This is a genomic window from Oceanospirillum sanctuarii, from assembly GCF_002150805.1.
GTDB classification, from domain to species: Bacteria; Pseudomonadota; Gammaproteobacteria; order Pseudomonadales; family Halomonadaceae; genus Oceanospirillum; species Oceanospirillum sanctuarii.
This window is the reverse complement of record NZ_MTBA01000009.1, coordinates 23,011-48,390: the sequence shown is the minus strand read 5'-3', so window position 1 is coordinate 48,390 and position 25,380 is coordinate 23,011. Positions and strand designations below refer to the sequence as shown.

The 25,380-nt window shown below is 51.0% G+C and carries 20 protein-coding genes; 7 read left to right on the top strand and 13 right to left on the bottom strand.

Going from position 1 to position 25,380, the window contains the following annotated elements; all coding sequences use genetic code 11:
• Nucleotides 1-49: 49 nt before the first annotated feature.
• Entirely contained in the window at nt 50-2,479 is a 2,430-nt protein-coding gene (locus tag BV405_RS14485) for a Lon protease family protein (RefSeq protein ID WP_086481609.1), read from the bottom strand.
• Nucleotides 2,480-2,879: 400 nt separating this feature from the next.
• Between BV405_RS14485 and BV405_RS14480 the strand changes: the two genes are divergently transcribed.
• The 3 genes from BV405_RS14480 (at nt 2,880) to BV405_RS14470 (ending at nt 7,182) form a co-directional block, all read left to right on the top strand.
• Nucleotides 2,880-4,517: a methyl-accepting chemotaxis protein gene (locus BV405_RS14480; RefSeq protein WP_086481608.1), complete on the top strand. Its 1,638-nt coding sequence runs from the start codon at nt 2,880-2,882 to the stop codon at nt 4,515-4,517.
• Nucleotides 4,518-4,771: 254 nt separating this feature from the next.
• Nucleotides 4,772-5,410 (top strand): LON peptidase substrate-binding domain-containing protein, encoded by a 639-nt coding sequence (locus tag BV405_RS14475; RefSeq protein ID WP_086481607.1) that lies wholly within the window; start codon nt 4,772-4,774, stop codon nt 5,408-5,410.
• 173 nt (nt 5,411-5,583) lie between these two features.
• Complete coding sequence (locus BV405_RS14470; protein ID WP_086481606.1) at nt 5,584-7,182, top strand: methyl-accepting chemotaxis protein; 1,599 nt, start codon at nt 5,584-5,586, stop codon at nt 7,180-7,182.
• Between the two features lie 109 nt (nt 7,183-7,291).
• Here the strand turns inward: BV405_RS14470 and BV405_RS14465 are convergent, their stop codons facing one another.
• The 5 genes from BV405_RS14465 to BV405_RS14445 form a co-directional block, all read right to left on the bottom strand.
• A complete protein-coding gene (locus tag BV405_RS14465) occupies nt 7,292-7,960 on the bottom strand; it encodes a response regulator transcription factor (protein WP_086481605.1) in 669 nt (222 codons plus the stop codon).
• A 45-nt stretch (nt 7,961-8,005) separates the two neighbouring features.
• Nucleotides 8,006-9,436, bottom strand: a complete 1,431-nt coding sequence (locus BV405_RS14460) for a cache domain-containing protein (protein ID WP_086481604.1) — start codon at nt 9,434-9,436, stop codon at nt 8,006-8,008.
• A 493-nt stretch (nt 9,437-9,929) separates the two neighbouring features.
• Nucleotides 9,930-11,216 carry a TRAP transporter large permease gene (locus tag BV405_RS14455; protein ID WP_086481603.1) on the bottom strand — a complete coding sequence of 429 codons (1,287 nt, stop codon included), beginning with the start codon at nt 11,214-11,216 and terminating at the stop codon, nt 9,930-9,932.
• A gap of 9 nt (nt 11,217-11,225) precedes the next feature.
• Nucleotides 11,226-11,777 carry a TRAP transporter small permease subunit gene (locus BV405_RS14450; RefSeq protein ID WP_086481602.1) on the bottom strand — a complete coding sequence of 184 codons (552 nt, stop codon included), beginning with the start codon at nt 11,775-11,777 and terminating at the stop codon, nt 11,226-11,228.
• 112 nt (nt 11,778-11,889) lie between these two features.
• Complete coding sequence (locus BV405_RS14445) at nt 11,890-12,981, bottom strand: TRAP transporter substrate-binding protein (RefSeq protein WP_176330175.1); 1,092 nt, start codon at nt 12,979-12,981, stop codon at nt 11,890-11,892.
• 312 nt (nt 12,982-13,293) lie between these two features.
• On the opposite strand from BV405_RS14445, the gene BV405_RS14440 reads away from it, so the two are divergent.
• Nucleotides 13,294-13,938 carry a glutathione S-transferase gene (locus BV405_RS14440; protein WP_086481600.1) on the top strand — a complete coding sequence of 215 codons (645 nt, stop codon included), beginning with the start codon at nt 13,294-13,296 and terminating at the stop codon, nt 13,936-13,938.
• 97 nt (nt 13,939-14,035) lie between these two features.
• Entirely contained in the window at nt 14,036-15,763 is a 1,728-nt protein-coding gene (locus tag BV405_RS14435; RefSeq protein ID WP_086481599.1) for a DUF262 domain-containing protein, read from the top strand.
• A 147-nt stretch (nt 15,764-15,910) separates the two neighbouring features.
• Here BV405_RS14435 and BV405_RS14430 read toward each other — a convergent pair whose 3' ends face one another.
• Genes BV405_RS14430 through BV405_RS14405 form a run of 6 tightly spaced genes read right to left on the bottom strand, consistent with a single transcriptional unit; the run spans nt 15,911 to nt 21,375 of the window.
• Complete coding sequence (locus BV405_RS14430; protein WP_176330174.1) at nt 15,911-17,242, bottom strand: tetratricopeptide repeat protein; 1,332 nt, start codon at nt 17,240-17,242, stop codon at nt 15,911-15,913.
• Nucleotides 17,243-17,280: 38 nt separating this feature from the next.
• Complete coding sequence (locus BV405_RS14425; RefSeq protein ID WP_086481597.1) at nt 17,281-17,985, bottom strand: energy transducer TonB; 705 nt, start codon at nt 17,983-17,985, stop codon at nt 17,281-17,283.
• Nucleotides 17,975-18,376, bottom strand: coding sequence for an ExbD/TolR family protein (locus tag BV405_RS14420; protein WP_086481596.1), 402 nt, complete (start codon nt 18,374-18,376; stop codon nt 17,975-17,977). Before BV405_RS14420 ends, BV405_RS14425 begins: the two co-directional genes overlap by 11 nt.
• A gap of 57 nt (nt 18,377-18,433) precedes the next feature.
• Nucleotides 18,434-19,021, bottom strand: coding sequence for a MotA/TolQ/ExbB proton channel family protein (locus tag BV405_RS14415; protein WP_086481595.1), 588 nt, complete (start codon nt 19,019-19,021; stop codon nt 18,434-18,436).
• 6 nt (nt 19,022-19,027) lie between these two features.
• Complete coding sequence (locus BV405_RS14410; protein WP_086481594.1) at nt 19,028-20,542, bottom strand: MotA/TolQ/ExbB proton channel family protein; 1,515 nt, start codon at nt 20,540-20,542, stop codon at nt 19,028-19,030.
• 2 nt (nt 20,543-20,544) lie between these two features.
• Complete coding sequence (locus tag BV405_RS14405) at nt 20,545-21,375, bottom strand: DUF3450 domain-containing protein (protein WP_086481593.1); 831 nt, start codon at nt 21,373-21,375, stop codon at nt 20,545-20,547.
• A 362-nt stretch (nt 21,376-21,737) separates the two neighbouring features.
• Between BV405_RS14405 and BV405_RS14400 the strand changes: the two genes are divergently transcribed.
• Both BV405_RS14400 and BV405_RS14395 read left to right on the top strand, forming a co-directional pair.
• The gene (locus BV405_RS14400; protein ID WP_140054628.1) at nt 21,738-22,553 is read left to right on the top strand and encodes a substrate-binding periplasmic protein; all 816 of its coding nucleotides are present in this window, start codon (nt 21,738-21,740) and stop codon (nt 22,551-22,553) included.
• Nucleotides 22,554-22,760: 207 nt separating this feature from the next.
• A complete protein-coding gene (locus tag BV405_RS14395) occupies nt 22,761-24,161 on the top strand; it encodes an APC family permease (protein ID WP_086481591.1) in 1,401 nt (466 codons plus the stop codon).
• Between the two features lie 128 nt (nt 24,162-24,289).
• On the opposite strand, the gene BV405_RS14390 is transcribed toward BV405_RS14395, so the two are convergent.
• Nucleotides 24,290-25,225: a p-hydroxyphenylacetate 3-hydroxylase reductase component gene (locus tag BV405_RS14390; protein WP_086481590.1), complete on the bottom strand. Its 936-nt coding sequence runs from the start codon at nt 25,223-25,225 to the stop codon at nt 24,290-24,292.
• Nucleotides 25,226-25,380 lie beyond the last annotated feature (155 nt).

The window sequence follows — 25,380 nt, the reverse complement described above, 5'->3', positions numbered from 1 at the left end:
ACAATCGATTAATCTGAGTAAACGAGCACGAGCCTGTTAAAGAGAAAGCCTAAGCTTTCTCTTCACTCTTTTTGGCGGTCTTTTTACGCTTGCTCTTCCCTTTGCCCTGCTGCTTATTGCGCAGCCCTTTAAGACGTTGCTGTATTTTCCCATAGAGGGTGTTCTGAGCAAAATGTCCTTTTTCATTAGCAGTACCCGCAGGTACGCCGGTCATCAGCTTGATCGCCTGCTCCGCATGTTCAACAGCGTAGATGGCGAACTGACCTTCGGCACAGGCATCGATCACTTCATCGCTCAGCATCAGGTTGTCGATATTCTGTACCGGAATGATCACGCCCTGCTCTCCGGTCAGACCGCGCTCTTTACAGGTCGCAAAGAAGCCTTCGATCTTCTCATTTACCCCACCAATCGGCTGAACTTCGCCAAACTGGTTCATGGAACCGGTAACCGCCAGCGACTGCTTAACCGCAATGCCGGACATGGCCGATAATAGACACACCAGCTCGCCCAAAGATGCACTGTCGCCATCGACACCATTATAGGATTGTTCGAAACCCAGGCTTGCTGACAACGGCAGCGGCTCATCGACACCAAACTGAGCATTCAGGAAGGAGCTGAGGATCATCACACCCTTGGAGTGCAAAGCACCACCCAGCTGAACACTGCGTTCGATATCCAGAACTTCGCCGTTACCATAGCGCACCGTACCTGTGATGCGGCTTGGCTGACCAAACTCACTTTCACCGATACGCAACACCGTAAGGCCGTTGACCTGCCCGACTTTCTCACCCTGAGTATCGATCAGGATGGTGCCGTCATGGATATTGTTGAACATGCGTTCACGGATATGACCGGAGCGGTATTCGCGGCCACCTAAAGCCTGATCCACCGCCTGAGCATCTATCTGCTCCTTCTGCTCAGAAGTCGCCCAGTAGTGCGCCTCGCGCAGCAGGTGTTTCAGATCCGCCGCATTCAGTGATAAGCGATTCTGATGCTCCGCCTGACGGGCACCCACTTCGATCACCTTCATCAGGGCATCACGATTCAGAGGCAGAAGATCATCCTCTTTCACCATAGAGCTGATCAGTCGGGCGTAGAGGGATTCGTTCTCCTCGTTGCGCGGCATATCACTTTCAAACTCTGCCAGCACTTTGAACAGCTCGCCAAAGTCCGGATCGTAGCGCTGCAGCAGATAGTACTGCTCGGCGTCCCCGAGGAGCGCAACAGTCACATTCAGCTCCATCGGCTCCGGCTCAAGACTGACATTACCGGATAGGGTTAGCTGCTTCTCCAGCGTATCGATACGCAGACAACCGGTACGCAGGGCGAGTTTCAGACCATCCCAGGCATACGGCTGCTGCAGTAACTTACCCGCATCCAGAATCAGGAAACCGCCATTGGCCTTATGCAGCGCACCGGCACGGATCAGGGAGAAGTCCGTGGCAACGGTACCCATGTAGGTGACGTTTTCCAGATGGCCGACCAGATTATTGTGGGTCGGCATATCCTCGATCACCAGAGGGGCACCGGAATCCGGACAGTTGGTGGACATTACATTGATCTGATAACGGGCCGGAATCTTATGGTCCGGGGAGGCACGGGTTACCGCGTCTGTGTTCTCATCTTCTTCTAGGAAGATCTCAACATTCTCCACCAGATCTTTCTGCAGCGCGTTCAGGTAATCCAATACGCGCTCGTGATCGGCGTACTTATCACGCAGCTCCGACAGCCAGTGTTGAATCGCAGTCAGGGTGATATTTTCGTTCAGCTTCTGCTGCTTCTCACGGATATCCTTTTCCATGTGCGCCAGATCGCGCAGGGCCGCACGGAGATCTTTCTCCATCAGCTCGATGCTGTCTTTGAAACTCAGACGGGTTTCTTCCGGCAGCTCGTTAAAATCTTTAACAGCGTAGGCTTCGCCTTCCTCATCCACCGGCATAAAGGAGTATCCGCCGGGGTTCTGCAGAATCAGCTTGAGCTTGTGCTTACCGGCTTCCGCTGCAACTTCTTTCAGCATGGTTTCCTGCTGCTCAGAGAAGTCTTCACGGATCGACTCGGCTTTTTCAACAAAGCTTTCCTGCTCAAAAGCTGCCGGAATCGCATGGCGCAGCTCTTTGATCAAAGCTTCCATATCCTTTTTCAGCTGAACAGCCATACCGGCAGGCAGGCGAATCGCCCAGGGCTTGCGGGGAGTCTCAAAGTTATTGACGTAACACCAGTCATCCGGTGCCGACTGTGCGGAGGCGTGCTGCTGCAGAAAGCGCTTCAGCATGGTGCGCTTGCCTAAGCCATTGTCACCTACGGCAAACAGGTTATAACCCTTATCTGGTACGGCGATAGCAAAACGAACCGCGTGTTCGGCCCTTTGCTGGCCGATAAAGCGATCCAGAGGTTTGATGCGTGCAGTGCTGGCGGGCAGACGTTTCTTCACGCAGCGTTTTTTAAGGCGGGATTGCGCCAAAGGCTTAGGTGCCTGCATTGAGTTCTCCCTAAAAAGCAAGCTGTATCAATACATTATGCAATACATGCTGCTTGAGCGCACCCAGCAAAATCAGCCGGATTTTCTTAGCTCGAATCCCTCATTTTTGCAAAGGTACATACGACCAAGGCTCAGTAGTAAAAAAGTCTGACAAAATTACAATTAACTACCCTCAGGATGGTTATCCGTAATAAATCAAACAACACGGAAAGAAAAAATTTTACTGAAAGCAGCAATAACCTAAGCCAGATCAAACCCGATTCAGACCGAATCTTTACAATGCAAAACCCCACAAAAAGCATGACTAACAATAAGAAAGAAACAAGAAGGGCTTAAGCCCCGTTGCAAAGGTCTGGCGTTGTCATTTTTGATTAGCATTCAGAACTACAGTGGATCCTTTATGAATCAAGTATTACGTTCTATTGGCATTAAACCTCGTATGGTCCTGGTCGTGATCACTACGGTGCTGAGCATCGTAGCTCTGGTCAGTTTCTCGCTGAACCAGACCTACAAAATGCAGATTCAGGAAAAACAGATCAAAACCCAACACCTGGTTGAAAGTGCAGTCGCCATGGTGGAGCACGAATACGAGGCGTTTAAAACAGGGCAGCAAACAGAAGAGCAAGCTAAACAGCGGGCGATTAAAACAATCGAAGCCCTGCGTTATGGCGACAACGATTATTTCTGGATCAATGATATGCAGGCGGTTGTGGTGATGCACCCAATCAAACCTGCGCTTAACGGTAAAGATCTGTCCAAACTGGAAGACCCGAACGGCAAGCGTCTGTTCCAGAGTTTTGTCGATACGGTAAAAGCCAAAGGTCGCGGCAACGAAGGCTACCTGTGGCCGAAGCCGGGCTTTGATCAGCCTGTGGAAAAGGTCTCCTACGTTGCTGGCTTTAAGCCATGGGGCTGGGTGATCGGTACCGGTATCTATATCGATGATGTGGAAGCAGCATTCTGGGAAACCGCAGGTTCCCAGGTCACTATCGCCGTTATCGGTCTTGCTATTACGGTGCTGGTACTCTTCCTGATCGCCAACAGTATTATCACGCCGATGGACGAAACCAACCGTGCTATGCGCAACATCAGTCAGGGTGAAGGTGATCTGACCAAACGTCTGGATGCTTCCGGTAATGATGAGATGAGCCAGCTGGCCCGTTCATTCAACCTGTTTGTGGATCAGATTCAGTCGGTGATTCGTGAAGTGGACGGTTCAACCCAGCGAGTGGCTTCTGCGGCGGAGCAGCTGACTCAGGCAACTAGCCAGAGCACAGAAGCGATTCATCGCCAAACAACAGAGACCGATCAGGTGGCAACGGCGATTAACGAAATGGCAGCAACCATTCATCAGGTTGCCCAGAGTGCGATCAGTGCGGCAGAAACCACCCGCAACGCCGAGAAACAGACCCATACCGGCAAAGATGATATCGATGCGACGACTCAGACCATCGCAGCACTGTCTGATGAAGTGGGTCGTGCTACCGATGTGATTAAGCAGCTGGATGATCAGGCAAACAATATCGCCTCGGTTCTGGATGTGATCGGGGGTATCGCCGAGCAGACCAACCTGCTGGCTCTGAACGCTGCCATTGAAGCGGCACGAGCCGGCGAGCAGGGTCGCGGTTTTGCCGTGGTTGCCGATGAGGTGCGGACACTGGCAAGCCGTACTCAGGACAGCACCCACGAAATCGAAACCATGATCGAAAAACTGCAGGCCGGTGCCAAACAGGCGGTTAGTGTGATGGAAGCCAGTGTTGCCAGCACCAAAACCACCATGGAACGAGCTGACGAAACTCAGGCCGCTCTGGAAGAGATCGCCCGTGGCATGCTGCAGGTGAACGATATGATCAGCCAGATCGCCAGTGCCGCTGAACAGCAATCCGCCGTGGCAGAACAGATCAGCGCCAGCGTGGTCAGCATTGTGGATCTGTCAGAAGACAGCTCACACTCTGCAGATCAGACCCGTCAGGCAAGTACTGAGCTGAGTTCTCTGGCCGGCGAACTGAAACAGCTGATTCATCGCTTCAAAGTTTAGTATGCGTCATTAAGCCCCGATGCCAGCAGCTTAATACCTGCTCTGCATCGGAAAGCTTTACCAACCTCCCCTTCGGGAACAGTCAGGTTTATCTACCGTCTGTTCCCTTTTTTATTCTGGCTTTCCGTGCCGGTTTAATCGTGGCTTTGAGCTTTTCTTCCCGCTCAGTTACTCTTTTCTGATACGTACAACCCGGTTCTCCCCGACGGCTGACATAAGACGTTGGCGAATAACCAACCAGAGAGACCCTGCCCATGGACCCGGCGCTGCAGAAAACCACAAACCCCATACCTCAGTTACCCGCTCAGATACGGCTGGTGATACTGCCTCGGGTGCTTTTCCCACAGACCTTTATGCCCCTTAATGTGCTGGAACCCCGTTATGAGCGCATGGTAAAGGAGTGTCTTTCTGATCAGGTGGGAATAGGGATTCTCTATCAGCAGGAGATCTTCACCAGTGATGCCAATAACGAGCAACTGGCTTCACTCAAGGGCATGATCGGCACCTACGGACTGATCTCTGACTGGTATCCTCAACCGGATAACACTCTCTCTCTTAATATCGATGGTCTGAACCGTTTTCAGATCAGGCAGGCCCGTCAGGAAGCTGATGGCCTTGTCGTTGCTGATGTTGACTGGATCGAAGAGGAAAACCCTCTCCCCATCACTCCTGAGCATCAGCCTCTGGCACAACTCCTCTCCGGAATCAGCCATCATCCTCTGGCAGAAGGGCTGGATTGTCATTTTGATCTGCAGGATGCCGTTAGTGTCAGCCTGAACCTTGCCCACCTGATGCCGATCAGTGACCTTGATAAGCAAAGCCTTCTGGAATGCCCTTCAGCCAGTAAGCGATTAACTACTCTCAGAACCCTGCTCAACGTCAAAGAGGGTTGAATTTAATCGTAAAGTTGATTGCGCAACGTCATCAATTAACTAAACTACAGCTTGCGGCAAGTTCTCCATTGCCAGCGCAAAACCCTGAAAATCCACCGTGATAATAAAAACCCTCAATTACGGCTCATCCCCCACGAGCCCCGGGATAAAAATCATTTAAGGATGACCACCTTATGTTTAATACACTTGCCAGGCTGATCGATACGATTCTTAGTGCGGTCGGAGCCAAAAGCCTGAATGCTCAGTTTCTGCTTTCCTACGCACTGATTTTCCTGCTTGCTATCGCTTCCGGTGTTTCTCTCTACCTGAGTATGGCGATCGACCCACAGACCATTAACATTGCTGGCCGCCAGCGTATGTTGAGCCAGAAGATGGCAAAAGAAGCCTTGCTGGTAGCCGCTCAGGTGGAAAACAAGTCTACCCTGCAGAAAACCATGCAGCTGTTTGAAAGTTCACACAAAGATATTATCAACGGTAATAAAGCTCAGGGCATGAACCCGATCACCGACAAGGAGATTCTGGGTCAGATGCAAAAAGTAGAAAGCCTCTGGAAGGACTACAGCAAGACGCTGCTGCAATATGCTGATAATCCGACAGATGCTCTTCGTGGCAAAATTCATAAAGAGTCACCCGTCATTCTTGGTGAAATGAATAAAGCCGTGATCATGATGACCAAGGCATCCAGCGATCTGACACGAACCCAGCTGATGACCGCCTTTGTCTGTGTGATTCTGATTGTCTTTATGGTGGTTATGGGCCGTATCTTCGGTCTGCGTCTGCTGATGGATAACATCACCCGTCTGCAAAAACGTCTGACCCACGTGGGTAGTGGTGACTTTACCCACCGCTTCAACGTCGATCACACCAACAACGAAGTGGGCAAAATGTTTGCCGCTTACAACACCATGATCGATCAGGTTTCAGAACTGGTGAGCAATGCTCGCTCTGCCGTTAAACGCACCGCAGAACACAGTGAAAGCGTGACCAAAGCAACCGCAGATGCCGAAGCTGGTGTAGTACGCCAGTACAACGACATCGATCAGGTAGCAACTGCCATGAACGAGATGAGCGCCACTGTGCATGAAGTTGCCCAGAACGCGGCTCAGGCTGCTGAAGCAGCGCAAACTGCAGATAACGAAGCCCGCAGCGGTATGGCTGTTGTTCAGGCGGCGGTAGATCAGATTCACGATATGGCGAACCAGCTGGACAGCACCTCCGGTGTACTGGATCGTCTGGAAGCAGAATCAGAAGAGATCGGTAAGGTTCTGGAAGTGATCACAGGTATCGCCGAACAAACTAACCTGCTGGCTCTGAACGCGGCGATTGAGGCAGCCCGAGCCGGTGAACAGGGTCGTGGTTTTGCCGTGGTTGCGGATGAGGTTCGTACTCTGGCACAGCGTACTCAGGAATCCACCGAAGAGATCCGCGTGATTATTGAACGCCTGCAGAGCGAGTCCCGCAACGCGGTTACTTCCATGCAGCAGAGCTCCACTCTGGCGAAAAGCAGTGTTGAGCAGGCGGAACAGGCTTCTGAAGCACTGGTACATATCGCCGGTGCCGTCGACACCATCAGCTCCATGAACACCCTGATCGCCACCGCTGCAGAAGAGCAAAGTCAGGTAGCCGATGATATTGACCAGCGTATCGTCAGCATCTCCAATGTTGCCGAACAAACCCGTACCGACTCTCAACAGGTTGTACGTGCCACAGAAGAGATTCAGGCCGAAGTCCGCGACCTGAACCAACTGATCAGCCGTTTTAAAACTCACTGATCACGAACAGCTTATCGAGCTGAAAACAAAAGGCCCCGCTTAAATCGGGGCCTTTTTGCATCTGGACTTTGACCTGATTACAGGTTTGTTTTCACCGGATTGGCTTAAATCAGCTCACTAGTCCCTGCTCAATTGCGTATCGGGCAAGGCCTGCCGCCGTGTGAATATCCAGCTTCTGCTTAATATTCTGGCGATGGGTCTCCACTGTTCTGACACTGATATCAAGCGCCCGGGCGATCTCTTTATTGCTGCTGCCTTCTGCCAGATGACGTAGTACCGTCTCTTCACGGGGGGTCAGTGCCTGCTTCTGTTCACTGGCCTGAACCTGTCCCTGAAACAGCATCTGAGACACACCAGCACTGAAATAACTGCCACCCTGATAAACCGTTTGAATCGCGCGCACTAATTCGTCAGAGCTGACATCCTTCAGCACATAACCGGATGCACCGGTTTGCACCAGCTGCTGAATATATTCACGACTGTCGTGCATACTCAAAATCAGTACCGGCATGGTCGGATACAAGTGTCGCAAATGCTGGGTCGCCTCAAGACCATTCATCACCGGCATACTGACATCCATCAGCACCACATCCGGCATCTTCTGGCTGACAAAATCCAGTGCCTGCTGACCGTTCTGAGCTTCGCCGATCACTTCGATCAGTTCATCGGCCTCAAAACGCGCCCTAATTCCATCGCGCACCAGAGGGTGGTCATCCACCAAGAGGAGTTTAATCGGAGCTGAAACGGAACGGTCTGATGGACTTGCTTGCTCAGTCATCGCAATTCTCTGTGTTCACGGGTCAGTATCGGGCTGTTGAATGCTTTAGCCCGGTAGCTGTCCGGTTAAGTTATCAGGCAGCGGATCATCACTGCTCATATTTTTTTCCTGCAGCAGCAGGGGTTGCCAGCTGTGCATGGGGAACTGCGCCCGGACAAGGGTTCCCTGTCTCGGGGCTGATTCAATAATAAAGTCGCCGGAGAGAAATTCGACCCGCTCCCGCATATTGCGCAGGCCAATTCCGCTGCCACTCATCACGTCATGGACATTAAAGCCAACACCGTCGTCCACCAGGGTCAGATGGAAGGTATCTTTGTGCCAGCCCGTGGTGACTTTCAGGTGTTTCGCCTCTGAATGACGCTCAACATTGGTCAGCGCTTCCTGCACGATTCGGTACAGGGTGGTTTCTATCTCTTCCGGCAGACGCATACGACAAGGCGGCGTATTCTGTTCAACCGTCATACCGGTTCGTAAACGGAACTCATCCAGCACCATAGTCATAGCCGGAATCAAACCCAGATCATCCAGTGCACTGGGGCGAAGATCATGGGAAATACGCCGGATCTCCTGAATCGCCTCGTTCATAACCGCAGAGGCTTTAGCCAGATGGGACTGAGCCTTGGGATTCTTATCTCCAACACTGTCCGCCCCCAGCTCCAGCCGGAACTTGGCAGAAACCAGCAACTGATTGATGCCATCGTGCAGCTCACGGGAGAAACGGCGACGCTCTGATTCCTGAAACTGAACGGTTTTATGCACCAGCTCCTTCAGGCGGGAATCCGCCAACCGGTGTTCGTGGACATTAAACAGAATCACAAATACCACGATCAACCCGATGGTGATGGTGGTAATCGCCAGCACGGTAAAGAAAGTATTGCGGATATTCAGCTTCACTTCATGGCGGATTTTCGCCACTTCTTCCGCAATATCATCAATATAAAGCCCGGTACCCAGCATCCAGTTCCAGCGGGGCAGCTCGATCACATAGCCAATCTTCTCGGACTCCTGACCGTTAGAGGGCTTATTCCACATATAGTGATGATAGCCACCACCGGTATGGGACAGCTCAAGCAGGCGCTGAATGACAAAATCACCCTGAGCATCCTGCATATCGATCAGATTCAGCCCCACCAGTTCCGGCTGAATCGGGTGCACCAGATTGACGCCATGCTTGTCATAAACAAAGAAGTAACCGTCACTGCCGAAGGTGATCGCCGCCAGCACGGCTTTGACCTGCTCCTGAGCTTCTTCTTCACTCAGATCGGTACGATTCAGAATTGGGGAGATACTGCTCATCGCCAGACTGACGTAATGCTGCAGTTCAGTACGTTTGGATTCGAGCAGATTGTGCTCAAAGATGGCGATCTCGGTTTCGCTCAGCCTTTTCACCTGTTGCGCACTGATCAGCGTGATACTGGTGGTCACCAGCATCAGAGGCACCAGCGCCAGCAGAAGAATTTTGGTTTTCAGACTCATATCAGCAGAACAACCCTACCTGTTTTTTAGCGGGCATCCTGCCGGTATTGTTTTTAGATGGAAGGCTATTGTCAGGATAATGCCGCCATCAGGCAAGACAGAAGAGTGCTTACGGACACTCTTTACGTAGAAAAAGGGGGATACCCCTACGTAGTTTTACGGAGGGATCGTGGAAATTTGAAGTGGATTTAAAGCAAGAGAGACGATTAGATATGGAAAAGTCTGCTCCCGATTTCAAAATGGCCCTCTATGTATGACCACCTGAAATATCGGGAGCAGTGCATCGATCCGGAAATCACTGTGCCGGCAGGCTGATGCCGGACGATGCCAAGGGAATCGGGTTGTTGCCAACCCAACCATGCAAAAAGAAGTTACTGATGTAAGCCGCTTGCAGTTGCGGCTCATATTCAGATCAGGTTTTCGTCTAATCTAAGCCGGGTTCTTCAAAACAACGCTCTTTATTCAAAACCCGCTCTTATCCAAAACCAACTATTTATTCAAAACCCATGAACTCGGGGAAGAACAGCAGCGCCAGCAATACCAGCACCTGCAGGGCGATAAACGGCATCACACCCTTGTAGATATCCATGGTGGTAACCCCTTTCGGCGCAACCCCTTTCAGATAGAAGAGACTGAATCCAAAGGGCGGTGTCAGGAATGAAGTCTGCAGGTTCATCGCAATCAGGATCGCAAACCAGGTCATGTTGATACCCAGAATCTCAGCAATCGGCACCAGAATCGGCACGATGATAAAGGAGATCTCCACGAAATCGATAAAGAAGCCCAGAATCATAATTACGATCATAGACAGCACTAGGAAGCCCCACTTCTCGCCCGGCAAGCCCAGCAGCAGCTCTTCAACCACCTCTTCACCACCGGTGTAAGAGAAGGCCATCGCGAACGCCGTCGCACCCAGCAGAATGGCAAATACCATCGCGGTGACTTTAACCGTTTCAATACTGCTGTCGAATACCATCTTCCAGCTGAACTGCTTGTAGAAAATTGCCAGCAACACCGCGCCGGCTCCACCCAGGGCAGCAGATTCGGTCGGCGTGGCGATACCAGCAAAGATTGAACCCAGCACCACCAGAATCAGCGCCAGCGGCGGCACAATGGCACGAATTGCTTTGAAGTAAAGCGCCTTACGGTCAACGCCCTCTTCCACCGGCATGGCAGGAGCAGCCTCAGGCTTCAGCCAGGTGTAGATCAGGATATAAACGATATAAGCCACAATCAGCAGTACACCCGGGCCAACGGCTGCCTGAAACAGATCACCCACCGGGATACCCATCACGTCACCCAGAATAATCAGAATGATAGACGGTGGAATAATCTGCCCCAGCGTACCGGACGCACAGATGGTGCCGCAGGCCAGACGCTTGTCGTACTGGTACTTCATCATCACCGGCAGTGAGATAAGACCCATTGCCACAACGGATGCACCCACAACACCAGTGGAAGCCGCCAGCAGCGCCCCCACCAGAATAGTGGAGATGGCGATACCGCCACGCACCTGACCAAACAGGGTACCCATGGATTCCAGCAGCTGTTCCGCCAGACGGGTTTTCTGCAGCACCAGCCCCATAAAGATAAATAGCGGAATCGCCATCATCACCGTGTTCTGCATGATGCTCATCACACGGAACGGCATAAAGGCGAACATATCCATACCTTCGGCAAATACACCGAAGATCAGCGCCACACCACCAAAGGTGAAGGCGACGGGAAAACCTAACAGCAGCAGCACCAGAGCCGCCGCGAACATCAAAATACCTGTCATGACGGTCTCCTACAGCTCTGTTTTGTGATAAATCGGTTTGTGGTGACCCAGAAGGGTATTCACAGAATTTAACAGCAGCCCCAGACCACTGACCGCCATAAAGCCGAAGGACACCGGAATAGCCGCTTTAATAATCCAACGATGGGACAAACCACCCGGATCACCACTACTCTCACCCAGCTCATAAGCTTCTTTCACAAAGTCGATACCGAACCAACCCACCAACAGGCAGAAAGGAAACAGGAACACCAGCGTACCCATCAGATCGATCCAGGCGCGGGCATTCGGCGACAGACGCTCATAGATCAGATCCACACGAACATGGCCGCCAGCTTTCAGGGTGTAAGGCACCCCAAACAGAAACATGGCCGCAAACAGGTGCCATTCCAGCTCCTGAAGGGCGATAGACACATCGTTCCAGAGATAGCGCGCCAGCACGTCATAAAAAACGTTTACCAGCAGCAGCAGAAATAACAGGGCAGAAAAAGTGCCCAGACGATCGGAGACCCAGTTAAGGCCATTCTCCAGTCGCACAAGCAGAGGCGCAGATGTCGGGGACATAGCTATTCCTATCGGGGCAAGGTGATAGTAGAAAGGGAAAAAGCGTCAGATCAGAAAAGAGCAACCCCAACCAAAAGGCACGTTCCGGTTGGGGTCACTGTATCAACAGGTCTTATTCACCCGCGATGGAATCCAGGTATTGCTTATCCGCAATGTTGGTCCAGGCACGAACCTGCTTCAGGTACTGAGCCTGAGATTCGATGATCTCTTTCGCTACAGGGTTAGCCGCTGCTTTCTCAGCCAGCAGTTTGTCGTTCGCAGCACGCATCGCTTCGATAACGTCAGCAGGGAAACGCTTAACCTGAATATTCGGGTATTCCTGAGTCATGGTTGCCCAGTTTTCGCCGGACGCGTGAGTCGACTGGATGTACATGTCATACGCTGCAGTACGCATCGCTACACGCAGGATCTCCTGCAGATCTTTAGGCAGCTTCTTCCAGCTACGCTCGTTGATCAGGAACTGCAGCTCAGTCGCTGGCTCATGCCAACCGGTGTAGTAGTAAGGAGCGATCTTGTGGAAGCCCATACGCAGATCCAGAGACGGGCCTACCCACTCCAGTGCATCGATGGTGTTACGCTCAAGAGAGGTGTACAGCTCACCGGTTGCGATGTTAGTCGGCTTAGCACCCAGCTCTGCCAGAACCTCACCCGCGAAACCCGGAATACGCATCTTCAGACCCTGCAGGTCTTCAACAGAGTTGATCTCTTTACGGAACCAGCCACCCATCTGGATGCCGGTGTTACCGCCAGGGAAAGACAGCATACGGTGACGCTTGTACACCTTCTGCATCAGCTCCATACCACCACCGTGGTAAAACCAGCCGTATTGTTCTGGAGCCGTCATACCGAAAGGCATCGTGGTGAAGAACAGGGTGTTAGGATCTTTACCCTTCCAGTAGTAGGAAGCGGTGTGGCCCATATCGTACTGACCACCTTTCACCATATCGAAAATCGCCAGCGGCGCTTTGTGCTTGTTGGAAGAATCGATGGTGATCTTCAGACGACCATTGGACATCTCTTCCGCCATCTTCGCCATGTTGCGTGGCGCATCACCGAAGATCGGGAAGTTAGTCGGCCAGCCTTCAGCCATTTTCAGTTTGTAAACTTTCTCAGCAGCCATCGCAGGAGCCGCAAGGAAGCTCAGGCAGGTTGCCGCTGCCAGTGCCTTCTTACCGAAGGAAATCTTTTTCAGAGCGCTAAACATTGTTTTTATCATCCTCAGCGTTTGTCGGAATGCCCGGCAGATCATCCGGCATCAGCCTTGTGGCTGGTTCAGACCTGCGGGTTTCTGGAACGGCTGAGATAGTTACAAAAACAAATATCCCCCACTATTCGGGTGAGTACGTAGCCACCCTGTTGAAACTACGCAACCGACTCCGTAGAACTACGTAGCCCGATTGGCGAACCTATCCGGCATTGTTTAAACTGATACAACAGCCAGCATCGCTAAAGCCATTGATTTTAAAGGGCTTTAAGCGAAAACCCTCTTTTATAAACACTCCGGAAACCACCTGATATGAGCTCCCTGCCCCGCCTCTACTCCTTTCGTCGATGTCCTTACGCTATGCGCGCCCGACTCGGGCTTTTGTTTGCCGGATTAAAGGTTGAACTGCGGGAGATCGTCCTGAAAAACAAACCCGCACCTATGCTGGAAATCAGCCCAAAGGGAACGGTTCCTGTACTGGAATTGCCGGATGACCGCGTGATTGAAGAGAGCCGGGAGATTCTGGAATGGGCACTGGCGCAGAACGACCCCGAAGGGCTGTTAGATGTAGATCTGCAGTTAGCAGCAGGGCTTCTGGATCAGAACGATGGCGACTTTAAACACTGGCTGGATCGCTATAAATACGCCGACCGCCATCCAGAGATGAGCCAGCAGGAATACCGCCAGCACGGTGAAGTGTTCTTAAAGGTTCTTGAGGGATTGCTGACTGACCGACCTTATCTGCTGGGGAACACCATCAGCATCGCCGATATCGGCATCATGCCCTTTGTCCGCCAGTTCGCCCACGTCGACCGGCAAACTTTTTACGCACTACCGTATCCGAAGTTGCAGCAATGGCTGCAGAACTGGTTAGAACATCCGGTATTTCTGCAGGCCATGACCAAGTTTGAGCCCTGGCAGGAAGGAGATGAAGTCGTGGTGTTTCCGGCAGTTTGAAGGGGTTCAACCTTCGGGTGGGTTACGTGGATTAGAGAGTTCATATAATATATAAAAAAATGAATATCTAATATTTAACCCTATGGAATTATAAAAGTTGAAAATTGAAGCAAATGACAAGGAAGTACAGGACATATTCTCACTAGGGTATTTCAAAATCCCACGGTTTCAACGCCCCTACTCTTGGGGCAACGATGAAGTTGAAAGTTTCTGGAAAGACACAATAATCGAGAACTCTGAGAATTACTTCATTGGCTCAATGGTTGTTTACCAAAATAAAAAGCCATACTTTGGCATTGTCGATGGTCAGCAGCGACTAACAACGATCACATTAATACTATCGGCAATCCGTAATGCCTTTATTTCTATAGGTGAGACCAACCTAGCCAAGGGAGTCCACAAATATGTAGAAAAGGCGAACATTGACAATGAAGATGAGTTTATTCTCAATTCGGAAACAGCCTACCCATACCTTCAAGACCACATTCAAAGTTTCAATGGCATAAACCTCTCATGTGATGTAGGTGTAGAAGAGAAAAAGCTTGAATCTGCGTTCAGCACTATATCAAGGCTATTAGATAAATACATCCCTGCGATCAAGGATAACTCGGGACAAGCCAGCCTATTTACAGACCATGAAAACTCTGCCGTACAAAAACTAAAAGCTATTAGAGACAAGGTATTATCATTAAAACTTGTTTTCATTCAACTTGAAAATGAAGATGACGCATACTTGATTTTTGAAACATTAAATGCACGAGGAAGAGACCTTACTACATCCGACCTTGTAAAAAATTTATTATTAAAAAACAAAAAAAGCACAAGTAAATCCATAGACCAAGCAAAAGAGTCATGGAACAGCATGGTTAAACATTTTGATGATGAAGCAGACTCCTCAACTTTAGACTCATTCCTGCTCCACTACTGGGTATCAAAACATAGCTATACAACAGATAAAAAACTTTTCCCTGAAATAAAAAAAATGATTAATGATGAACCGTCAGAGGCTCACAAGCTATTACTTGACCTTTCGTCATACAGCTCAACATATCGGGATCTACTAGCGCCAGAGCAACGCAAGTGGTCAAAAGAAGAACTACCAGTTAAAAACTCTCTTTTATCTTTAAATACATTTAAAGTAAAACAGCAAACAGCCCTAACACTAGCCCTACTCCAGAAATACGAAAAAAAGTCTATCTCATTAAGAGTATTAAAAAAATCACTAAACAAGATTGAAAAATTCCATTACTGTTTTAATGCAATAACATCGCAAAGATCTTCCGGCTCTGTTGCATCAAACTACTCGAAAATTGCAATCGATCTAACAAATGCGGATACCCAGCCAAAAATCCAATCAACACTAAAAAACCTGGACACATTTTTAAAAAGCAAAATGCCTGAGTTAAATGAGTTCAAAGTTAAGTTCAAGGAAATGCAATATGGAAACAAAAAGACTAAGGACAAAAAAATTGTAAAATACACCCTAGACCTGCTAACCCCTAAAAACAATGCAGGACTTACTATAGACAGCAATAGCTTAACCATTGAACATTTACACCCTCAATCGAAGCCCACAACAGATATAAATGAAGAAAGCATATACAACATTGGAAATTTAATACTTCTTGACAACAAAACGAACTCTAACGACTTAGAAGACAAGACGGTAAAAGAAAAAATATCCATTTTGAAAGGCTTAAACTTCCCACTTCAAGATATAGCTTTAAGTGAAGTAGAGTGGAATAAAATGGCTATTGAAAGCCGAGCTGACCTCATGGCAGAAAAAATTTATGCAATGTGTATCGAAGCGGTACAAAGACAGTAAACCAAAGCAACAGGGCATTCAAAATGAAATTAAATCCGCAAAGATGCAACTAACGAATGGCCTTGGCGTAAGCCATGAAAAAGCCCGAGCGATTGTGCTCGGGCGTATCAAAAAAGCCAGCAGGTAGGGCGCGACGCTTCTCCCCCCTTAACTCCGTATCTGTTCGATATACCTCAGCCACTGGCGGGCGTTCTTGCCGACATACTTGTCGGAATCCGGGTCAACGCTTTGCTCCGCCAGCTGGAATTTACCCTCGGCGGCTGCCACCTGTTCCTGCTGCAGCAGGACGATACCCTGCAGTAATAACACCTCAGCGGGATCTGCCGGATATTCGGCCAGCAGGGTATTCAGGGTTTCACCTGCGACCTGCCATTTCTTCTGTTGCATCTGCAGGCGGGCGATCTGTTTGTAAAGCTCCGCACTGCGTTCTGGGTTGTCTTTAACCGCAGTATGCGATGCCACCTGCTGCAAACTCTGCTCCGCTTTACCCCAGGATTTTGCCCGCAACCAAAGACCTGCAAGCTGTTCGGCAACCACCAATTGCTGCTCTTCAGATAGCGCTGTAAATACCGGCTGCTGCTGGGCATCTGCCAGTACCTGAGCGGCTTTCAGCGGTTGGCCGTTGGCATTCAGCCATTGGCTGAGTAACTGATAGTCGTTGGTGCGATCAAACAACTGCTGCTGCCATGCTATTCGCAGGCTGGCGACAGCCTCGGGATTAACAGCATCTTTGCGCTCATCCGTCGGCAGACGATACTGCAGCATCGCCAGCTGACGCCAGTGACGCATCTGGCGGGGTTGCTGAATCAGAATGCGCTTTTGCACATTTACTGCCTGCGGCCACTGCTCCAGTCGGGTATGCAGTCCTACCAAAAGTGCCAGCCAGGAAACCGGTGCGGACTCATGCCTCTTTACCGCTTCTTCAGCATTGGGCAGAGCTTTTGACCAGCTTTCCTGCTGGCTGTAAGCCTGCGCCAGTGTCAGATAGTGTCGCGCTTGTTGCTGATCTTCCGGGGTCTTAGCCAGCCAGTCTTCAAACAACAGGATGCCCTGATACAGTTCATCCTGCTGAATCATCAGCTGCGCCAACAAGCCCTGCAGATTCAGTTGATCCGCTTCCGGCAGCTGTTTCAGCTGCCAGGCGTTACGGATGGCGGTCAGCGCTTTAGCGTAGTCCGCCTCCTGCAGTTCAGCCTGTGCTAAAGCACGCCAGAGCATCGCCTGCATCAGCCTGGATACCTGCTTGCTCGAATCTTCCGGTGACAGCTGAGCCTGCACCAGAGTTTTCACTTCCAGCCAGCGCGCCTCGGTCTGCAGCGCCTGAATCTCCTGCAGCTGCTTAAACTCTGCTGGCGTCAGATTCGCTGCCTGAGCACCGCTGAAGGTCAGACTACTGGTGAGCATCAGCAGAAAAACCAGACCGGATCGGTACTGGCGCAGCCAATGGCATCCACTTGCCTGTCGGTTAAGAAAGTTCATCTTGCTTGCCCCCATATCCTTGTTTCCGTTCGCTGATGCTATTGAGCCAGTTTAAAGACCAGTGTCTGTCGTGCTCTGAAAGGTATCGCCTGCCCGCCCTGCTTTCTCGGCTGAAAGCGCCAGCGGGACAAGGCACGCATACTGGTGCGGTCAAATACCCCTTCCGGTGTGGCGCTGATCACTTTGATGGAGTCTTCCACCACATCACCGTTGGCATCCACGGTAAACTCCAGCACCACCTCACCTTCAAGACCGCGACGCAGCGCCTTACGGGGATAGCGGGGATTCACCCGACTGAGCGGCATGGGATTTTCAGCGATCTGAACCGCCGATTCCCCCGGCTGAAACTGAGAAAGATCCACATCCAGCTGAAAAGAGCTTTCCGCTGCGATATCCGGCAGATCGATATCCGGTGTTGGCGTTGTTGTAGGTGTGAGCGGCATGCTCATGTTCTGCAATGGCTGACTGATACTTGGCATCGCAGGCTTTTCAGGGGCTGGCTCCGGTGGTTCCGGGCGCGCCCGTTTACGCACTTCGGTTTCGCTTTCATCCCTGAGCATAAAAAAACTAATGTCGGCGCTGTTATCTTCCGGCAGCTCACGCATCTGATCCATCTGAACCATTTCTGCCAACAGAACAAAAAACACCAGCGTCAGCAGAAGACCAACGGGAACCGCCATCCAGGGCATCAGGCGGGCGCGCCAGCCTGATGCGGCCCGATCAAAAGAAACCTCACTCGCCATCGCGGGTTGCCACCGTATAGGTCACGCCAGCAAGGCGCAGCTGATCGATCAGCTTCACCAGATCGCCGGTGGTGCTTTTGCTGTCTGCCTGTACCACAACGCTCAGGCCGGGCTGTTCACTGCGCAGGCGTTCCAGTGTCGGGCGCACCATGCGCAGATCGGTCGCTTTACGGTCCAGCCAGACTTCACCTTCCGGCGACAGGGCAACCATCACCGCGCTCTGGGTCTGACCTTCGCTGGTTTTCGCCGACGGGCGATTCACATCGATACCCGCCTCGCGCACAAAGGAGGTGGAGACGATAAAAAAGATCAGCATGATAAACACCACATCCAGCATGGGTGTCATATCGATAGCGGCTTCTTCCTGCTGCTGGCTGAGAAAACGGCTCATAACGCGTACCTGTGTCTGAATAAGAGTGTCTGAATAAGAGCTTATAAAAAGAACGATTTAACCCTGCAGATCCTGCAGCAGATGACTGTTCAGCTGTTGCTGCTTGCGGTCACTCCAGCTTTTCAGATAGCTGTAAAGCAAAAGCCCGGTTACTGACACCGCCATACCCGCCAATGTCGGCAGGGTGGCACTGGCGATACCTGCTGCCATTAACCGAGGGTTACCGGTTCCGCTGACCGCCAGCACATCAAACACCTGAATCATGCCGGATACCGTGCCCAGCAAACCCAACAAGGGACACAGGGCGATCAGGCTACGGATCATGCCCAGACGCTCATTCAGTGCCAGCCGGAGATCACACAGGAAACTGCGTAAAAGCGGGTCTTTCCGGATCATCAGCAAGCAGGGGGCAGAATGATCTGCTTTGGAATAGCGCCCCGACAATTCAGCTTTTCGGTGCTGATAAAACTCCCGATAGCCACGAAAACAAAACCAGTAACGCTCTGCTAAAAGGCTGAACAGCAGCAGGCAAAGCAGCACAATAATCTGCATCACCCAACCTCCGGCCTGCAGAAACTGATCTAAGGTCAGCTGGTAGGCTTCCAGATCAAAGAACTGCCGCAGATAAAACCAAACCTCGGCCATGATCGATCAACCTGTTACCAGTTCTGAAACCGGTTTATCCTGCGGCTTTTTGACAGGCTCAACTGCGGGCTGCCAGATCATCAGCTGATTCAGCTGATTCAGCTGAGCCAGACTTTTCTCCTGCAGAATCATCAGCAAAGCGCGGCTCTGGCTGCTCAGAAGGCCATGACTGAACAGCATAGGAATCGCCACCACAAGACCAAAAACGGTAGTAATCAGTGCCTGTGAGATACCACCCGCCATCAGTTTGGGGTCACTGGTGCCAAAGAGGGTAATACTCTGAAACGTGCCGATCATGCCGGTTACCGTTCCCAAAAGACCGAGCAAAGGAGCCGCTGCCGCCAGTAGCTTCAGCATCGACTGACCGGACTCCAGTGCCGGCAACTCTTTCAACAGGGCTTCATCGAGCGTGCTGTTCAGGCTGTCGGACAGGGTTTCACTGGTGACAGGTTTGTCTTTGATCTGTTGCAGCTTTTGCTGACAGGCCAGCAGCACACGCCCCAGCGGATTATCCTCAGATGGCTGCTCCGCCTTCAGCTGGCGGGTGATTTTATGACGCACCAGATTCAGTCGAACCAGCTTATAGATAGCGGTCAGCAAACCCATTACACCCAGCGCCAGAATGATGTAGCCCACAGAGCCGCCCTGACGGATCTGATCCAACAGCCCTGGCTTTTGGCCGATCAGCGCCAGCAGCTGACCCGAACTGATATCCACCAGCAGGTACTCGCTGCTAGCCTCACCACCTTTGTCATCAGATGAAACTGCACTAAAAAACTCAGCAGCCTGTTGCTGGTGTGATGATTCCGGCTGCCCCGCCAGTACACTCAGCTGCTGTCGCTCCGGCTGCCAGTTCAGAAACTCGCCTTTGCTGCTGATGGCATTAAAGGTGCCAACCCTGACCACAGGCTGAGCCTCGATACGGCCATCGGTATCAGCAACTTCAGTATTAAAGTGGCTGATGGTGCCGGAATGGGTCATCTCATGCTGCAGCTGAAACCACAGAGTCTGCAGCTGTGCCATAGTGGGCACGGCTTTGTCGCTGGCAAAACTGAGAGATTGGGCACGACCTATAAACTCGGCTCCGACAAGAGAGGCCTGCAGCTGCTGGCTCAACTCTGCAGACTGCTCTTTCACCACGCCAAACACTTCCCCCAGCTGACCGGTACGCTGTTTAAGCAGCGTTTCCTGTTCAATCAGCTGTTCTTCGTTACGGTCAAACTGAGCCTTAAGACGCTCCTGTTCCTCAGCAGCACGCTGCAGACGGGTTTTAGCGGCTTTCAGCAGTGCTTCCTGCTGGGCTTTATCCTGTAAAAACAGCTGCAGACGCGCCTGTTGCTCCGCTTTATCTTCAGCGACAAAACCCTGTACATCCTTAAGCAGTTGCTGCTGAGCGGTTAGTGCCTGTAATGCCGGATTTAACTCCTGAGCAACGGCAGCACTGTCAGAGGCAATGGACACCGCTGACATGGAAAGAACCGGTAACAGGCAGGCGACGGAAAGAGATCGGATAAAACGCATAATCAGGCATCACCTTCAGAGGAATTTACAGTTGGAAGCGGTAAAGGCAGATTCAGCAGCTCAGGTACGATCTGCTGACGGGCCATGGCGATGGCATTTTTCAGTACGCGGTTATCCTCAGAATCCAACTGCTGCCAGCTTTGTTGCTGCGGCAACCAAAGCCCACCGACCAGACCATTGGCGGACTGGTAATAAAGCGCAACACGCCCCAGTCGCAGGAAGGTGACCTGACGCTCGCCTTCAGCGGTCATCACATTGCCTTCATAGGCTTCCAGACTGCGGCCGTAATCCGCCTCCACCTGATAGGCTTCCAGAATCTGACGATACTTTTCTGCCAGACTGACATCAGCCCGATCCAACAGGGTTTCCAGTCGGGCAACCCGCTGCCTGCGCTCATCCAACAGGAAAGGCTGATCCTGCGCCACAAAGCGATCCAACGTAGCTACCATGCGTACCAGCATCGGCAACAGAGAGCGGTCGGTTTCCTCAAGAGACTGAATCTGGCCATCGATACTGCTCAGTTCGAGTTGCTGGCTATTGATCAGCCGACTCAGCTGACGGTTATAGGCTTCGGTGGTTTCAGCCTGACGCAGCACCTGCTGGTATTCCTGATACAGCGCGCGACTCTCTGCGGAGAGATCATCCACTTTCAGCTGTGTCTCAGCACCGGAACGGTGGGACTGCTGAACGCTCGCAAGGCTTTTTTCCAGAGCAGAATTTGGGGTATCAGCAGCATGGGCTTTGGGCAGAGCAAATATCAGCCCGAGAAAAACCGTGCTCGCCATAAAAACCGGAGCACCGATGGCCTTAAGCAGATAGCGGGAAAGAGACATAGACAGATCCGTGTTGTGCAGTCGAAGTGTGAAAGAAGTCACTCAATAGAGATATGATATTGAGAAACACTACCTCTTGCAAATACGAATTACTATCATTTGTGTAAATTTAACGTAAAGCGCGTTGACAATACTTAGCCCTTGCTGAGCTCCATTGAAGATGTTTTCACTAGCTAAATCAGATTGTTAGGCCTTAACGAATTACACCACTAAAAAACCGCCTGACAGGCGGTTTTTTTGCTTAAGAACAATTATCGTTTCAAAAAACACTCTTTTGTCTCAACTCCTATTGGCATCGGCCAGCCATTCGGTAGACTGCAATGCCCACGTACTGACTACTGATAGAAAACCAAATAAAAACAATGATAAAAACAATTAAGATCTCTTCTCTGGGCATGGGACTGCTGATGCTCAGTCAGATAACGAGCGCTCAGTTCAGCCTGAATCCCATTGATATTTCTACCATCGAATACCCATCACTTTTCCAGAGTAAACCACAACCCGGCCTTGGCTACGGCGCAGCACAGGACATCACTACAGAGGCCTTTCAGGCTGCAGGCATCAGCGTTAACTACAGCTATCAACCGATGATACGTTCGGTAGAATCTGTGGTTGAGAAACGCTTTCCGGCAAACCTCGGCTCCATCAACTGGTTTATCAAAGATGGCAAGCAGGATGAGGTGAGAAGTGTCGATCTTCTCTATATCAACTTTAAACTGTTTTACCTCAAGTCCCATTTCCCGGATAAAGCCAGCCTGCCCTCATTTGAAGGTCTGAAAACCTATCGCGTCGGTAATGTTCGCGGCAGCTCTACAACTCCTGTGGTGCACTCTTTGGGCATAGAACCGGACTGGATCAGCACACTTGAGCTTAACTTCCGCAAACTTGAAGCCGGGCGGGTGGATTTCGCCATTGCCGGCGAGAAGGCCGGTTGGACTCTGATTCATCAGCTCAATATGCCGTCACAGGAATTCGCCACCATCTCAGATCCGATCCATGTCGTGCCCATCAGTCTGGTCTTTCATAAAGAAGCCGAGATGCTTCAGCGACATTTTGAGTTCGGACTTTGCACCATCATCAGAAATGGCCGCTACATGAAGATCATCCAGCGCTACTACCCGAACGAAGACAGCTTGCAGGACGCTGTGCTTAAACCGCTTTTGCCCCTGTACTGTTAGCGGCCTGCCATCGCTGTAACAAAACCGGATCACTTGATCCGGTTCTTAACTATCAACTCTCTCTTCCCAGTAAACCGACGCCTAAAAATGCATGCGCTGCATATATAAATCAAAGCAATTCATTTCATTAATAAATCAACAGCCATTAACGTTAATGACCCTAGCGCTAGTCCTACAAAAATAATTACGCGAGGTCATAAAGAACTCATGGTCAAAAAAAACGATAAAAAGCTGAATGCTGTCGATATCACTCTCTATACGGTATCTGCAGTTCTGCTGGTGGATCAGATCGCCATGTCAGCAGCAGTGGGACAGGGCGCTATATTCTGGTGGTTGGTAACCATCGTAGCTTTTCTGATTCCCAATACGCTGATTACTGCCGAAATGGGCACCACCTACCCGAAAAAAGGCGGTATCTATGCTTGGGTCAGGGATGCTTTTGGTGCCCGATGGGGCGGAAGAATTACCTGGCTGTACTGGATCAATATCGCGCTGTGGATGCCTGCGGTTTACATCATGTTCGCTGGCATTTTCTCTGCGCTCTTTATGCCGGAGATGTCTCTCAGTTCTCAGATTATTCTGGGCATCTGTATGTGCCTGCTAACCGCATGGATGAACTGTCTGGATCTGAAATACAGCAAGTGGATTCCTAATCTGGGGACGCCATTAAAGTTCATCATCATTCTGACGCTGGGCACAACAGGGATTCTTTACGGGCTAGAACACGGTTTTGCCAACGATATCAGCCTGACCAGTGCATTTTCTGAATTAGACGCGGGTCTCGCCTACCTGCCTGTCATCGTCTATGGCTGCCTCGGTATCGAACTGATCAGCGCAGAGAGCGATGAAATCGACAACCCTCAACGTAATATTCCAAGAGCGATGCTGGCCGCGGGCCTGCTTTCAGCTGCCCTTTATATTTTTGGTACTTTGGGCGTTTTAGCGGCTGTCCCCGCAGAAGAAGTTGATATGGTCGATATTCTGGCAACAACGCTGACGATGCTGTTCAGTGACACAGGGTTTGGCAATCTGATCGCCCAGATCATCGGTGGACTGACTCTGTTTACCCTGTTCTCAACCATGGTGACCTGGACGATTGGTGGCAACAAGGCGGTTTCTGAAGCGGCAGAAGCCAAAGAGATGCCAGCGATTCTGGCGAAAGTGCACCCTGATCATAAAGCTCCGGTAGGTGCTGCGGTAATGACCAGCGTGATCAGCTCTTCAATCCTGCTTGCCTACGGGGTTATGGCCTCAAACGCGGAGGAGTTGTTCTGGTCTCTGTTTGCTTTCAGCGCCACCATCTTCCTTCTGCCCTATATCGCTATGCATCTGGCCTTTATCAAGCTGAAGTCGTCCGACCTTAAAACGCCCCGCCCGTTCGTTGTCCCCGGAGGAAAAACCGTCGGTCTGGCACTCTCCCTGCTCTGTATTGGCATCCTCTCACTGGCAATTTTGCTTTTCTTCTGGGTTCCCGGAGAAGCCATTGACTGGAAAAATATGACCCAACTTGTGTCTGGCGTGGGACTGACACTTCTTATCGGAGAAGCCTTGCTGAGACGAAGTGAAAAGATGAAGCAAGCTGTCTCCTGCGAAACGGCAACCGCCTGATTCGAATCTTTCACCAGAGCCTTTTTTATTTTCGAGAGTTTTTGATTCGCAAGAGCCTCTTTGAAAAGCCAGATACAAAAAACCGGATCAGTTGATCCGGTTTTTTGTGTTCAGCGTCTGTAGACCGCTCAGATCTTTTTCAGAACCTTACGGAATACCGCCAGTTCTTCTTCGGTAAGATCACCGAACACTTTTTCCTGATAGTCTTCTGACAGCTGCCAGTAAGCTTCTGCCTGATTGGCACCTTCTTCTGTCAGGGTCAGGCTATCGTCCTGAACACTGATCCAGGCTTTGCGGGTCAGTTTCTCAACCGCCGGGGTCAGGTCCTGTTCCGGCATCAGCAGGAAGTCACCCATATCGCTGAAGCTTACAGTGCCCAGATCTTTCAGAATCATCAGCAGGCGGGCTTCGGCCACGCGCAGACCACTGGCCTGCTGCATTGGCCAGTAACCACGCTGGTAGCGTTTTACCGCGCTCAGCATCTGGTAGTAGAGGTTCTTATCCAGCAGCTTCTCACGATCAGCATCGGCTTTTTCTGCGGCGGCTTCGTCGATCTCTGCGGTTTTCTGAATCGCGCCCATGTGTGGCACAACAGCGGAGTAAGTGCCTCCGTGGTACAGCAGCGGCGCACGGCCGTAATCATCAAAGGCTTCTACCTTACCGATCAGAATCCAGTGATCACCACCATCCACTTTTTCATAGTTAGCGCACTGGAAACGTGCCGCGCAGTTTGGCAGCAAAGGCGCGTCACCCAGCCCCTTCTCATAATCAACGCTTGAGAACTTGTCATCGGACGGGCGGGCAAAGTGGTTGGACATATCGATCTGGTCGGCCGCCAGAATATTCACCGCAAAGTGGCTGGCGTTGTCGAAAACTTCAACACTGCCGGAGTTCTTCATGATGCTCCAGAGTACCAGCGGCGGATCAAGAGAAACGGAGTTGAAACTGTTTGCCGTGACACCTGCCTGCTGCCCGTCTTTTGCGGTGGCAGTAATTACGGTGACGCCGGTGGCGAAGTTGCCCAAAGCGCGGCGAAAGGCTTTCGGGTCGAATGCAGTAGTCATAGTCTTGGCCTTAGTCTTTACGTGTAAACAGTCTGACCTGTTATCTTTTTATGGTGAGTTACCACTAACTTTAGATGCTATTCCTGCATTTCGTCAGGGCACTCCCGATAAAACAGTGAGGGTATGGCGTAGCGATCTGCTTTATCGGGCGCGTA

What these genes read in the sequence shown, in the direction of transcription:
- BV405_RS14485 (WP_086481609.1), bottom strand. Translation starts at nt 2,479, where the DNA reads ATGCAGGCACCTAAGCCTTTGGCGCAATCCCGCCTTAAAAAACGCTGC.
- BV405_RS14410 (WP_086481594.1), bottom strand. Translation starts at nt 20,542, where the DNA reads ATGCGTTTTATCCGATCTCTTTCCGTCGCCTGCCTGTTACCGGTTCTT.
- BV405_RS14395 (WP_086481591.1), top strand. Translation starts at nt 22,761, where the DNA reads ATGGTCAAAAAAAACGATAAAAAGCTGAATGCTGTCGATATCACTCTC.
- BV405_RS14400 (WP_140054628.1), top strand. Translation starts at nt 21,738, where the DNA reads ATGATAAAAACAATTAAGATCTCTTCTCTGGGCATGGGACTGCTGATG.
- BV405_RS14450 (WP_086481602.1), bottom strand. Translation starts at nt 11,777, where the DNA reads ATGTCCCCGACATCTGCGCCTCTGCTTGTGCGACTGGAGAATGGCCTT.
- BV405_RS14430 (WP_176330174.1), bottom strand. Translation starts at nt 17,242, where the DNA reads ATGAACTTTCTTAACCGACAGGCAAGTGGATGCCATTGGCTGCGCCAG.
- BV405_RS14480 (WP_086481608.1), top strand. Translation starts at nt 2,880, where the DNA reads ATGAATCAAGTATTACGTTCTATTGGCATTAAACCTCGTATGGTCCTG.
- BV405_RS14465 (WP_086481605.1), bottom strand. Translation starts at nt 7,960, where the DNA reads ATGACTGAGCAAGCAAGTCCATCAGACCGTTCCGTTTCAGCTCCGATT.
- BV405_RS14390 (WP_086481590.1), bottom strand. Translation starts at nt 25,225, where the DNA reads ATGACTACTGCATTCGACCCGAAAGCCTTTCGCCGCGCTTTGGGCAAC.
- BV405_RS14470 (WP_086481606.1), top strand. Translation starts at nt 5,584, where the DNA reads ATGTTTAATACACTTGCCAGGCTGATCGATACGATTCTTAGTGCGGTC.
- BV405_RS14440 (WP_086481600.1), top strand. Translation starts at nt 13,294, where the DNA reads ATGAGCTCCCTGCCCCGCCTCTACTCCTTTCGTCGATGTCCTTACGCT.
- BV405_RS14460 (WP_086481604.1), bottom strand. Translation starts at nt 9,436, where the DNA reads ATGAGTCTGAAAACCAAAATTCTTCTGCTGGCGCTGGTGCCTCTGATG.
- BV405_RS14405 (WP_086481593.1), bottom strand. Translation starts at nt 21,375, where the DNA reads ATGTCTCTTTCCCGCTATCTGCTTAAGGCCATCGGTGCTCCGGTTTTT.
- BV405_RS14415 (WP_086481595.1), bottom strand. Translation starts at nt 19,021, where the DNA reads ATGGCCGAGGTTTGGTTTTATCTGCGGCAGTTCTTTGATCTGGAAGCC.
- BV405_RS14475 (WP_086481607.1), top strand. Translation starts at nt 4,772, where the DNA reads ATGGACCCGGCGCTGCAGAAAACCACAAACCCCATACCTCAGTTACCC.
- BV405_RS14420 (WP_086481596.1), bottom strand. Translation starts at nt 18,376, where the DNA reads ATGAGCCGTTTTCTCAGCCAGCAGCAGGAAGAAGCCGCTATCGATATG.
- BV405_RS14425 (WP_086481597.1), bottom strand. Translation starts at nt 17,985, where the DNA reads ATGGCGAGTGAGGTTTCTTTTGATCGGGCCGCATCAGGCTGGCGCGCC.
- BV405_RS14455 (WP_086481603.1), bottom strand. Translation starts at nt 11,216, where the DNA reads ATGACAGGTATTTTGATGTTCGCGGCGGCTCTGGTGCTGCTGCTGTTA.
- BV405_RS14445 (WP_176330175.1), bottom strand. Translation starts at nt 12,981, where the DNA reads ATGTTTAGCGCTCTGAAAAAGATTTCCTTCGGTAAGAAGGCACTGGCA.